This window comes from Termitidicoccus mucosus (assembly GCF_038725785.1).
Lineage (GTDB): Bacteria > Verrucomicrobiota > Verrucomicrobiia > Opitutales > Opitutaceae > Termitidicoccus > Termitidicoccus mucosus.
On the sequence record NZ_CP109796.1, the window covers coordinates 3,296,117 to 3,309,060 of the forward strand.

At 56.2% G+C, this 12,944-nt stretch carries 8 protein-coding genes; all 8 read right to left on the minus strand.

All coding sequences use genetic code 11. From position 1 onward, the window contains the following. Window positions 1-421: 421 nt before the first annotated feature. The 8 genes from OH491_RS11695 to OH491_RS11730 all read right to left on the minus strand — a co-directional run bounded on the left by OH491_RS11695 (window position 422) and on the right by OH491_RS11730 (window position 12,882). The gene (locus tag OH491_RS11695; RefSeq protein ID WP_068771249.1) at window positions 422-1,456 is read right to left on the minus strand and encodes a uroporphyrinogen decarboxylase family protein; all 1,035 of its coding nucleotides are present in this window, start codon (window positions 1,454-1,456) and stop codon (window positions 422-424) included. Window positions 1,457-1,651: 195 nt separating this feature from the next. Then, the gene (locus OH491_RS11700; protein WP_084442352.1) at window positions 1,652-2,656 is read right to left on the minus strand and encodes a uroporphyrinogen decarboxylase family protein; all 1,005 of its coding nucleotides are present in this window, start codon (window positions 2,654-2,656) and stop codon (window positions 1,652-1,654) included. 46 nt (window positions 2,657-2,702) lie between these two features. After that, window positions 2,703-4,211: a sulfatase gene (locus OH491_RS11705; protein WP_068771247.1), complete on the minus strand. Its 1,509-nt coding sequence runs from the start codon at window positions 4,209-4,211 to the stop codon at window positions 2,703-2,705. Window positions 4,212-4,276: 65 nt separating this feature from the next. Continuing rightward, window positions 4,277-5,860, minus strand: coding sequence for a sialate O-acetylesterase (locus OH491_RS11710; RefSeq protein WP_334319448.1), 1,584 nt, complete (start codon window positions 5,858-5,860; stop codon window positions 4,277-4,279). Beyond that, window positions 5,853-6,857, minus strand: coding sequence for a hypothetical protein (locus OH491_RS11715; RefSeq protein WP_334319447.1), 1,005 nt, complete (start codon window positions 6,855-6,857; stop codon window positions 5,853-5,855). Before OH491_RS11715 ends, OH491_RS11710 begins: the two co-directional genes overlap by 8 nt. An 87-nt stretch (window positions 6,858-6,944) precedes the next feature. Then, window positions 6,945-8,513, minus strand: coding sequence for a hypothetical protein (locus OH491_RS11720; protein WP_145928902.1), 1,569 nt, complete (start codon window positions 8,511-8,513; stop codon window positions 6,945-6,947). 145 nt (window positions 8,514-8,658) lie between these two features. After that, a complete protein-coding gene (locus OH491_RS11725) occupies window positions 8,659-11,718 on the minus strand; it encodes a TonB-dependent siderophore receptor (protein WP_334319446.1) in 3,060 nt (1,019 codons plus the stop codon). 234 nt (window positions 11,719-11,952) lie between these two features. Beyond that, window positions 11,953-12,882 carry a sugar phosphate isomerase/epimerase family protein gene (locus OH491_RS11730; RefSeq protein WP_068771242.1) on the minus strand — a complete coding sequence of 310 codons (930 nt, stop codon included), beginning with the start codon at window positions 12,880-12,882 and terminating at the stop codon, window positions 11,953-11,955. Between the last annotated feature and the right edge of the window lie 62 nt (window positions 12,883-12,944).

Sequence of the window (12,944 nt, forward strand, 5' to 3'; positions counted from 1 at the left end):
AGCCTACCCATCATAACCCAGGATCATTCGATAGAATAATACCGTAGTCAAATTTTCGCTAAATAAAAGACTGGCTGCGGCAGAAATCCATCAATGAACTCTGCATATCCTAAAACACACATGAAAGAGTGTGAACGATTCTGAATCCCGCTGGCTGTTTGCGCAAAACCTGATTTTCCATGCTGCCTGCATATCTATCACCGCGGGGCCGCCAGCCAAGGTGGTGTTCGGCAAGTGTCACACACGATCATTCATATAGGCAGAACCCCTGCTCTGACGGATAACCCGGACACAAAGTCTTCCACCGCATTGCCGCTCGTTATGATAAACTTCAAACAACACTCACAGTCTTGCTTGCCATCGTCTGCATATTCGTCCAGCGCAGATCCTAATCCTTTTTATTTACCAAACAGCCATGATGTCATTCTGCCGCCGCCTCGGCCATGGCGACAATGTTTTCCGGTGGCACATTGGGCAGGAGTGACTCATGACTTGGCGAAACAATATAATTCGGCCCCAACAGATCTTTCAGGCGGCGCACCTCATCCCGGACGCTCTGTGTCGTTTCAAAGGGCAGGATGTGCTGCGTATCTACACCGCCCATAAAAACAATTTTTCCGTTATACTTCTTCGCCAATGCCGCGGCATCCATGTTCTTTGCGCGTGCTTGGATCGGATGCAACACATCCACCCCCGAGTCGATGAGACGGGGAATAACACGGTCAATGGCCCCGCATGAATGAAATACCACCCTGTATCCATAATGATGCGCCTGATCGGCAAGCTCCCGAAAATAGGGCAGGACAAAATGCTCAAAGTGTTCCGGTGAGATGAGCAGATCAAGTTGAGTGCCCAAGTCGTTGCCTAAAAAGAAAGCGTCGATCCGGTCCCCCGCCTGTTCAAAGAGCTGCTTGTTTGCCTCAAGATAAAAATCCACGACATGCCGCGTCACAGCTTCCACTACGTTCGGCGTGGTATGCATCTTTATAAAATAATCCTCCATGCCGAAGAAATTGCATACCTTATGATAAAAACAACTCCACATGCCGCTCAAAACCGCCTGTCCTGCCGCCACGGTCCGCTCTATTTCTGCCAGGGTTTCGCCAAAGTCCAGTTCTTCGAGTCGCGGCCAGCGAAACCTTTCGATTTCAGCCACATCCTCGACATCGGCGAAGACCCCCGGTTCGCTCAGGGAGGTGCGCTCCCGTCCGCCAAACTCGTCAAACATGGTGCGTTTCGGATTGGCCCACACGCGGTGATCCTCCGGCATCACCCACCGGCACGTCGAGTTCAGTTTTAGACCGAGCTCAAAATCATCCTTCACTTGGAAATAAGACTGAAGCCTCCCTATGCTTTCAGGGTTCGGATACCCGTGCCAAAACCCGCAGTGTGAGGCCTCGCGTTTGACTATGGCATGAAAATGCTCCTTTTTTGTCTCTGGTGTCGTCTGCTTCATACGAAATATTGCGCTGGGATAAATGTTGCCATTGACTGGACTCAGGGCGGGGTTGATTTTTTCGGTTTCATGTTTCAACCGCCTTTGAGCGATGGCATATCGCCTTGTCCTGACGCCGTATTGCCATGTTTTTTCTCCGCGATTCAGTCATGGACGGTTTTCCCGATAGCTTCATGCTCTTTCTAAGGTTGTCCGTCAGTCCCTATTCCATCCGGCGACCGTTTCGACAATGCCGTCGTAGGAACATCTGGAACATGGTGCCGCCGTGCCGATGAGCCCACCTCCATTATGCACGAACAGGGATTTCATGATTTTTATATCACGCAAAATTTCGGCGGCGTCGCCCCTGGCCAGCACGCCCTGACGGTCGAGCTCGCCCCAGAATGTCACCTCGCCCCGGAAATCGTGCGAAAGCCTCTCCTTGTCCATGATCCACAACTGCGAGTTAATCGCCGAGACCCCAAGTTCCACCAAGTCGCAAAAAATGGATTCGATGCATCCGTCGCTGTGGAAAAACACGTGCCGCCCGGCCTTCCTTATCTTGCCTATGATCGCCTTATAGCGGGGCTTGTAAATACGCCGCCATGTAAGTGGCGAGATGAGCAGCGACCCCTGCGATCCCCAGTCGTCGGCAATCAACAGGTTGTCAATGTCGTATTGCAGCCATTTATCAACCCATTTGTCGTAATAATCATAAACGATATCGAGAAGCGTATAAAACTCGTCGCTTTCCTCGGCAATGTCCATGAGCAAGTTTTCCGTGCCTCGGATATGCTGCATGCGCTCAAAGAGATTCATGTTAGAGCGGGGAAATATAAACCTGTCACGGTGTTGCCGGATATCCTCGGCAAGGTTCTCGCGGCCCTCGTCTATGATATGATAAGGTGCCTTGAACTTTTTCAATCCATCCCATGTGGCAAGAGGCGGCTCTTTGACCTCGCCGATGATGCCCGGCTGATGGTTGTGCCAGACACAACCCCAAGCGTCCCGTCCCGTGCCGGCGGCGTAGCGGTCGAACGGGTATTCAGCGTCCTTGTGATCAGGACGATGAAAGTCCATGTCATATTTATCAACCTCGGCGCGAAGTTTCTGTCCGTATTTGATAAAAACCTCCGGCAGCGCCCAGCTCAGCACCGGGATTTTGTCGGGATGATTGAAAGTCAGCGTGCGCTGGACGCGTTCCCTGCCTGTCATTGTCATGTTGGAATGATGTTAATATAACGAAACGGGTGATTTGTCCGGCGGCTCATTCGTTCGACTCCACCTCCCGGAACGTACCCAGCGGCATGCCTAACTGCGCCTTCTTGTATTGTTTTTTCGGACGCGAAATCGGCAGGTCGGCATTGACATGCTTGTGCCACGCATTGATGGCCGCGCGCATTTCCTCCACCTTGCCCGGCATGTCATTGGCCAGATTGGTTCTTTCCGAAACATCCTCCCGCAGGTTGTAAAGCTCCACCATTTTCGGGTCCTCGAAGAAGTCCATCAACTTGTAATCCCCGTTTCGAACCGCCGTGGCGGGACGCCAGCTGAGTATTGATTTTTCCCCGAAGTCGGATCCGAAATTATAGTGGGGATAAAAGAAAAACAAGTTCCTCGGCGCCAGGCTCCCCTTGCCGGCAAAGAGCGGCGTCAGGCTGACGCCATCTGTTTCGCCGGTCGCTCCGGCGGGCGCGCCGGAGACCGCGGCAAACGTCGACATGTAATCAACGCTGATGACCGGCTCGCTGCATGTTCCGCCCGCTAGGATGTGCCCCGGCCAGCGCATGATCAATGGAATCCTTATTCCGCCCTCCGCGAGAGTGTGCTTGCCCCATTTCAGCGGGGTGTTGTAAGTGACTATTTCATAGTCTGATAGACTGTTCCTTCCGCCGTTGTCGGAGGTGAAAACCACGAGTGTGTCATCGGCGATGCCCAATTCGTCGAGTTTGGCCAGGAGCCGCCCGATGCCGCGGTCAAAATACTCTATCATGGCGGCGTAAGGAGCGTTGCTGTGGATGCGTCCGGGCTTTCTCTTTTCCTTATATTTGGCAATCAGCTCGTCCGGAGTCTGTATCGGCAGGTGCGGAGCGTAATGGGCGAGATAAAGGAAAAACGGACTGCCCTTGTTCGCCTCAATAAATTTAATCGCATTGTCATTGAAATAATTGATGCACTTGTAATCACTCTTCCCATAAGGCGACTTGTTGTTGGGATCCTTGACGATAAAATCAAAGCCGGCGTCCTTCTGGGTATATCCGGGCTTGTTTTGGTCGCCCAAATGCCACTTGCCGATGCAAGCCGTGACGTAGCCGGCGGATTTCATCATTTTGCCCAAAGTGGGTTCTGACTTTGGGAGGTTGATGTGCTTCAGCGGCTCTATCAACGGCGTCATGCGGTCCGCCTGCTTTGGCCCGGTCGGATCCGTCATTCCAAACCGGGCCTGGTAGCGCCCGGTCATGAAACCCGCGCGGGACGGCATGCAAACCGGCGCCGTCACATAGGCGTTTGTGAAATACAGTCCCTGACCGCGCAGCCGGTCGATGTTCGGTGTTTCTATAAAATCGCTCCCGAAACAACCGCCGTCCGTCCAGCCCATGTCATCCGCCACTATGAATACAATATTGGGCCTGGCACCCGCCGGATTCTTTGCCTGCGCCTGCGCTTGGATGGACACGGGCGCGAGGCCGGTGGCAAAGCCGAGCCCGAGCGACGCAGTTTTGCGGAGCCGGGATTTCATATCGAAATAATGCTTTTGTTTTTTCATATTCTGCATGTGTTTGGGTTCACGAAAGGGATTGTGTTCGGAAGAGTTGAAAAGCAGGGTGGAGAAGGCCGTTTTTATTCTTTGCTTTCAGGATCCGTCCTGAAAGGCCGCAAGGGAAGCCCGCTGCCATTTTCAACGGAGAGCACGGGATTATCGGCCCAACCGTAGCGAACCGCCACGGGAGAAGGAATGTCCTTGTTCCAGACAACGATTTCATCACCCTCAACACACCCCTCGGCCCACTTCCAGAGACCGTCGCCGCCGCGAATGGCAAAGCCTTTCAATGAATCCGTGTTCAAGCGAAGCCCCCTGGTGTGCTTGAAGCGCAGCCGCGCCTTGCCTCCCTCGATTTGAAACCCCGCCAGCTCGGGACTGCGGGGATCGTCCATTGTCACTGCATAAACATCCGCGAGAGCCAAGCCGGCAAGCCTCCGTCCCAGCGGTTTCTTGTTTGGATAATGGACATCGTCCGCCAGACCGAGGTCAACGGCGGTCGCCACTCCGGTTTTGGGAAGCAGAAGCGCACCCGCCTGAGCTTCTCGAATAAAGGCAAAACCGCCCTCCACGGGAACGGTCTGCGGCGCCTTGAAGTTGGCAATCTCGACATAATAAAAAGGCAGTTCCTCGTTCCAGTTTTTTCTCAACGATTTTATCAAGGTCTGAACCAGCTCCGAATATTCACCCGGGCGGGAGGAGTTGTTTTCCGCCTGATACCAGATGATTCCTGTTATTGTATAGGGCACCAGTCCGTGCAGCATAGCATTATACAAACGCGATGGGGCGCCTTTGTTTTTCGGATTGTAAGGCTCGGGCGGCTTGGTTGAGTTATATTTGTGCTGGAGCTGGGGCGTTGGATATTTCTTTTGCCAAACCGCCAGCTTTGCCTCGTAGTCGGCCATCTTCGGCTCCCAGCCTTGCAACGCCTTCAAATGCCGTTCCCGAACAGCCCCCGCCACAGAGGTTTTCCCAAGCGCGTCTGCTGGAATCCATGCTTCTATGGGAGTTCCGCCGATAGAGGAAACAATCATGCCGACGGGGCGCTCCAGCTTATCGTGCAGGGCTTGCGCAAAATACCAGGCGACAGCCGGAAAATGGCGCGCATTATGGGAGGTAATGACAACCCACTCACCATTCACATCATCACGAGGCAGGTCCTCGCCCTCCCGGGCGACATTAAAAAGACGAATGGCCGGGGATATCCGGTCCGCATACCGTTTCTCCTCCTCTTGGATTTCCTTGGGAACGTTGGCAGCGCCCATCGAAAAACCCATGTTGGATTGTCCGGAGCCCAGCCAGACCTCGCCCACAATCACATCCTGTATATGCTTTTCCGTCCCCGCGCCGGCGGTGATTCTCAAGGAGCCTGTCACATTGACGCTTAGCGCGGGCAGGCGGCCAGACCAGCAACCGGTGATGTCGGCAACCGCCTCAAAGGAGGATTCTTGGTCGCCCTTGGCCGGAACAAAAACCACGCGCACCGGAGTCCCCGGCACCGCCCAACCCCAAATAGCCGCCGGACACCCGGCCTGTAACACCATGTGGTCGCTGATGAGCCGGGGCAGCCGCAGCGCCGTCGCATCCGCCTCTCCATGGGCGTACGCGGCGGCCAGCGCCAAGGCGCATATTAACAAAAACCGGGGGAATTTTTTATTATTCATGTTCATAAATCAGGCGTAATTTTTCCTGCGAACCACGGGTGATCTCATAACGAAAATGCTCTCCATGCGGTCCCTCCAGCCTCAACTTCCCGTCCAGCACGAGCTTGTTGGCGAAAACCACGTCAAACACGGCGCCCTTCGTCGGTTTGTATCCTTTGGAAAGCCGGATTTCAATCGAGCTTCCATCGCCAAAACGAACCGTGGAGCCACCACTTTCCTCCTTCCAGATTAATTCGTCATATTTTTTGGCATTCTCCAGTGTCACGATCATTTTCCCCCTCCCGGACTGATAATATGTCTCCGGCTGTTTAGCGCGAAGCACCACGGAACCGACGGCATCATCCCCGCCCGGACTCAAGACGCCGCCTTCGTTGCCCAAGCTGACGGCTGCGTATTTTGTATTCAATGTTCCGCCCTGCCATTCAAACCGCGCTGTTCCCGCGCCTGCCGAGATGCCCTGGCTATCTCCGCCGGCGGTGATGTTCAGGATGCCTCCGTGCAATTGATAAATGCCGGTGCCTCCGTTGCGGGTCAGTTGCAGCCCGGCAGGACTTTCGATGGTCACGACACCGCCTCGTTGTATAAAAATCCCCGTGCCGTCATCCCGTCCGGCCATGTGTCCGGCCAGAATAAAATACGCGCCCTTCGCGGCGTCGGCGCGCAGCGTCCCGCCGAGCATTTCGACGGTGCCTGCGCCCTTGGGCCCCTTGCCCTGAAAATTTGACACGCGCAGTGCGGCTCCATCACGGAGAGTCAGCTTGGTTTTATCACCCAATAATTTAAACGCCGACACCTGGGCGCTTCCCGACAGGAAAATTTCGGTGGCGGTATTGTAGATATAAGCAGTGTCGCCCTTGCCCGGACGAAGACCCGGCTCGATCGCGGTCCCGATTTTGGATGTCCACAAATCCCCGCCCCACTCTCCACTCTTGCGGGTGTAACAGGTGGCTGCGTCAACGGACAGGACGGACAGCGCGCATAGTGTGAAGGCCGCCACCGGATTTATGATGGTTTTTAGATTTTTTCTCATGATGTTTGTCTCAATTGAATATGGTTGGGATCAACGATCAGGCTTGGGATACTCTCACTCGGATGAGTTTTGTATAATATCGATCCACTTGAGCCGCAATCCGCCCTCGGGCGGATTGACGGCGATGATATCGATGTGGTTCCCGCCGTTGGCCAGCAGTCCCGCCGGCACCTGCCACGCGAGGTATTGGGTGGCGCCGCCGAAGCCCGCCTTGAATGGGGTTGGAAATGGGTATGCCTTGCCGCCCGCCTCGGTCGCCTTTAATTCCACGCCGTTCAACACGACCTTCCACTCGCCGCGTGCTATTTTCTCCGGGACGGCGCGCTCGTCGGCGCGACTCTCCGCCGTGGTGACCAACTGCAGCCGGAGAGCCCCGGCCTTGTTGCCCTTGGCGGGGGCAATGTCCATGGTGTAACCGCGTTTTTGTCCCTTAACAAAAAGCACGTTGTCCTGGGCTTGAAAGAAATAGCCCGGCGCTCCGGCCAAGGCATCCGAGCTGGCCACGGCGGACAGTTCCTCAAACGGAGGCTCGTTGAAAGGCCTCCGCTGTTCCCTGCATCCGCCATGTTCACGATAATAGGCAAAATTGAAAAAGCTCATGCCGTCCGCGCCGCGCGCGTAGCCGATACGGGCGGTTGTTTCCAGCATCTCCTTTGTGCTTCTCCGGTAAGTATGATCATCATATCCGGGGCCTCCAAACTTCCATGTTTGCGGCGTGTGGGTAAGCTCCAGATAAATGCGCGCGTCCGGCGCGGCTTGGCGCAGGGCGGCGACATTTGTCTGCTGGGTAAGCCGGTAGGAGGGGCTGACATTGAAATAATCAATGCCCGCCTTGCGCCATGCGTCAGGATCCAAACCGATATCCCTCCACTCCGCCTCGTTGACTGGAATGCGTGCGCCGAGATAACGGTGGCCTTCGTTGTTTTTTGCCGACGCCTGCTCCAGCAATATCCGTATTTTGCCAATAAAATCGCACATTACCTCCACGCGGACCGCCATCGGTGTGTCATCCGGAAAATAATAGGGATGGCGCAGGAAATCCAACTCGATGCCGTCAAGGGCGGGGTAGATTTCGACAATCTCAGCCAGCATGCGCTCTTTATGGGCGCGCGCCTCGGGGATGAGCCAGTTGTGCACGCGGTCCTTCATGAGCCGGGAAGGCGGCGGTCCAAGACGGTATTCCGGGTGCTCCACATAAAAACGATTGAGAGCGTGGGCAACCTCGCCGGGAACTTTTTCATCCCACGTGCGCTCTTGATGATGCCCATCGTTGCAACGAAACGAGATGAGCGCGGCCACGTTGTTCTTGTGGCACTCGTCGATGAATACGCCCAGAATGTCGCCACCCGCAAGCAGGTAGCGATGCTCCGACAGATCCGGTTCGACACCGTAGCGCTCGCGGAACCACTGTTCGTGCTCCGCGAGGGGGATGATCTTACTCGGCCACCACGGCACCCAGCTGTGCGCGGGACTGATCAGCTGCGCGTCCACGCCGGGTCTCACGGCCTCGCGCACGCTCGCGCGAATTTGTTCCTCGGCCAGCATACGGGGACGCTCTTTGGACGCCTTGTTGTATGGGCTGACACAATTGAGAATGTTGGTGGTGTCGTTGTTATAGATCACGCGCCAAGGAGGATTCTGGGCGGCATCAAGCCCCGCGCAGGACACCGCGATACACAGTGGAATTAAAATGCGTGATTTCATGATCATGTGATTCATCGTTATGTGGTGAATGGAGTTTCGTGCAGATGGGAACAATCTTCCGGTTTTAGAACAAGAGCCTCGCGGTCAAGAGAAAGTTGCGCGGCGTCTCCCAATAATAATTGTTTGGAGTGGCGACGCGCGCCGGGGTTGACACATCGCCACCGGGCGGCCTCATGATGGTGTCGTAATAAACCGGTTTGTCGTAATCCAGCGCGTTGTTCACATTAAGGGAGATGACCAGCTCCGCCTTGTTCTTGAAAATCCTCCGCTTGTAGGAAATCGCCAGCGTGGCCAGATAATAACCGTCCAAGTAAACCGCGTCGTCCTTGCCCACGGAAGGATCGTCAATCGCGGCGCCCGGATTGTCCGGCTCCGCGATGGTGTCCGCGCCCTTGAAACCAATCGGCTGTTTTCCCCGGTAATTAAATCCACCCCCGATGGTGACGCCCTTCAGGAATCCGCGGGAAAAGGCATAGTCGGTGAACAGGTTCGCCGTCACCTCGGACACGCGCGTGGTGGGCATGCGGGCGGAATAGGCATCAATGGTGTTTTGAATCGTGTTCCAAGCGGTGACAGCCGTCTGCCCGTCCGTATCCATGCCCGGCCCGGTGGAAGCAAATTTCTCGGCAGCATCAAACACACCGCCTGCATCGCGGATGATTTGTATCAACGTGGCCTTGTTTGCGTTGTAATAGGCAAAACTGTCCTTGTGTCCGTTGGTGTCCCATGTCCTGGGGAGGGCGGCGTTGAAAAGCAGTCGCCAGTTTTTCGCGAGATTGGCCGTAAGCTCAAATTCAAATCCCTCGGTCTCCCGGTTGGCAAAATCACTGAAACCCGTGGGCAGTAGGGGCAGGTATTTATTATATTGATACCCCCCTTCCAAGGGGCGCGCCTTGAGAATCCTGGGCAGCTCGGCACCAAACCCGGTGGTTGAGGCGCGCGCGTTCTTCTCAAGTCCCTGATAATAACTCGCGGTGGCCACCGCGCGGCCCCCCAGCAGGGTGAACCGCAGGCCGGCATCCCAGCCTTGGGAAGACACGTGCTTCGCCAAGCTGCCGTTAAGCCGAAAGTCTCCCTGCGGGGGCACAAACGACTGGGCGAAATTCACAAACGGGCTGATATGCCGGGTCGCATGCCACACTGTTCCCACGGAGACGGTCGTGACGCCTCCTTTCTGGCCGGGCGGTGAATAATCATCTTGAAAGTGATCGTCGGCATAGCGCATGTCCGCCGCCCTCGCACCCTGCGGGTCCCTTGGCCTGACATCGGCCGGCAACTCGGGCCCGTAGGGAATCCCGTCGGCGTCGCGCAGCCGGTAGGTTAGCGAGCCATAGCTGGCCGGCGCCGCCGGCTTGGCCTGCCAGTCCGTCCCGTTCCAGTCGAGTGGGAAGTTCCCCAGCCAGTCGAGGGCCTCCTGTCGAGTCTTGTAGCGATCGTGCCGGGCGGCGAGCACGAGGCTCAGCCGGTTGTTGAGCAGCTTGGCGTTGGTCGCGACCTGAATGTAGGTGTAATCAATTTCACTGATTTGGTTTTGGGCCGAGTTGGTAAAGTCGCGCACCTGCCCCGCCGGCGTGTCCGCCGTCGTACCCGCCACGGGATCGACATACCGCCATGTGTCGGGCATCGGGCGTGTCCGGGGCTGGTCGGTGTAAAAATAATACCGGAAGGCGATGGCCGTGGAGCCGTTGTAGTCGGTCCATTTGGTCGGGTCGTCGCCCGCCCGGAGTGCATACCAATACAATTCGGAAACCTCCCGCGCGTTTGACACGCCGCCCATGAGGCTGAAGGTGAAGTTTCCGACCGCCCCGGCGTCCAGCACATAACCCAAGGCCACGCGCGCGTTCACACGGTCCCGGTCCTTGATGCTCGGGTTTGAATCGTGCTGGGCGTAGGGCTGGAGATAGTTCGGATTATCATCGCCCTCGGGCGTCTTTTTATTCACATCAATATACACATTGGCCATGCCGCGCGATATTCCCATGTCGGTGGTGACGCGCTCGGACTGCCGGTTGAGAGCCAGCTCCATGAAGAAATTGCGCCCGATTTGCTGTGTCAGGGACACGGTATAGCTGTCGTTGTCCACGCCATAGATGGGCTCGTTGGTGAACGAGGAAAACTCGCGTCTGGGGATGCGAAAATAAGAATTGTTGATGGCGTTGTCATACAAGTCCGCCGGCAGGTTCTGCTGCTCCCGGATGTTTCTCCCGCTGATGTTCGGATTCATGCCGGCAAACGGCACGCCAGCCACCAGCGAGCCGGTATAGGCGCCAGCGCCAAATGTCTGCCCCCAGTTGGCATAGTTGATGAGACGTCCGTCCAGCGCGGGCGTGTAGATGAGCCGGCCTCGCCCGGTGTTCGTAATTTTGTTTATGCCTGTGAGGGTGCGGTCCCCCGGCAGGACGTTGTAGGTGTCCACCGAGGACACCCCGTCCCAGCCACTGAGTTGGTCCATGAAATTGGCGGTTATCGAGCGTTTCATTTTGCCCTGCTCCACCTCCATGCGGATTTCCGTCCCCTTCGAGAGTTTCAAGGTTCCCGCCAGCGTCAGCCCCTTGGTTTCCGAGTAATCTGTCGTGCGCCAGCCGTCGCGCTCCTGCCAAAGCGCGTTGGCACGAAAGGACAGGTTTTTCCCCACCGGCTGATTATAATCCAGCGTGGTTCGCAGGTTTCCCCACGAGCCGTAGGCCGCGCGAACATCCAGCTTCCTTTTTCCGATCAATGCCCGCTTGGTTATGCTATTCACCGCCCCGCCCAGCGAGTTCGATCCGAACAGGACGGCGTTGGGCCCCCGGGCGAGGTCGAGGCGCTCAAGATTATAACCATCGAAATTATAGTTAACGGGAAAGAAGTTTTTCTGGATGCTGGTGCCGATGCCGCGGGAGCGGATGCTGACGGTCTCGCCGGTGCCATATTGGGTGCCGTCGCGCTTGGTGGACTGGGTATTGGTTGACCACTCGTGCATTTCGGACAGGTCGGCCAGTTGCATGGCATCAATGAACTCCCTGGTGAGCACAGTATAGGCGATGGGGGTGTCCTTCAAGTCGGTGGCGAGCCTGCCCCCGGTCAGCATGCTGGCGGCGACGAAGCCCTGATCGCGCTCGGTCTGCACCTCGAACGGGCTCATGATCACAACATCGTCCTCCGCGATGCCCGCGGCGTCCCCCCGCGTCTCCCCGGAAGCGGGAGCAGGCGGGCGATCCTGCGCATCAGCCTCTGAGGCAGCCGCCTGTGGCGCCTGCTGGCTCCATAACCAGCAGGGGGTGAGAATGCCGGCGATCAACAGGGCAGACAGGAGAGGACGATTGATAGGTATCTCGGTATTCATTTTTTGGGGCGTTGAGGATTATGATATTAATGTCTATGCAATTGGGGAGGATCTGACCGCCTGCCAGGCAAGACTGACACGCTGGAAATTGTCCACGACCGACTCATCCTCTGATCTTCCGGGGAATGGATTAAGCTCCAGCACCACGTCACCGCGCTTTTTCGTGGACAGAAACCCGGTGTCCAAAAGCGCCTGCAAGGCGATCTGCAACTGCGGCACATCGATCTCGCCTCCCGGATAACCAACCGGAGGGTGCCGGTCGCCGTAGAAAGGATCGGCGGTGTCTTTCATGACGCAGTTGCCGAGATGCACTCGTTTCAGCCATTTGGCTGAACGCCGGATCGAGCTGACGAGTTCCTCGCGCATGAGCGGAAGGTGCGCGATATCGAGCTCAATGCCGATATTGGGAAAATTCCGCGCCACACGCTCGACCAATTCGATGTTTTTATCCAGCGGTCCGTATAAATACGACTTGTCGAAATCGTAGTCGAACGGCTCCAGCAGTGCGTCGATATTGTGCTTCGCAAGCGCCTCGCACAGCCAGCAGCAAAAATCATAAAACGCGTCATGGTTGGCCTGCGCGCCCCTGGCGTAAGCGGGGCCGCCCGAGGCGAAGATAAAACCGGAGCAGCCGCACGCGCCGGCCTGCTCCACCATGTCGGCGATGATCATGCGCATCTGCGCCTGCTCGAAATAGGAATCCGAAGCGAAAGATATCTTTCTCAATGGCACAAGATGCGTGGCATAAACGATATTTTGCATGCCACTGGCTTTGATGGAGGGGACCAGACGAGCCTGGCGCTCGCTGCCATAGGGCAGGCAGAAATCAAAGGTTTCGATGTCGGTGCGCCGGAGAAACTTTTCCAGCGTGGCGACATGATAATCTGGGTCGGACATGCAGCGCGAATACAGCATGTGATAGACAACCCCGAGACGGGCATAACGGGCGAGTGATTCTTGCATTTTTATAATTTTGTTTCTAACCGCGAATGGGCGCCGATGGCCTTTGTTTATTCGCGTATATT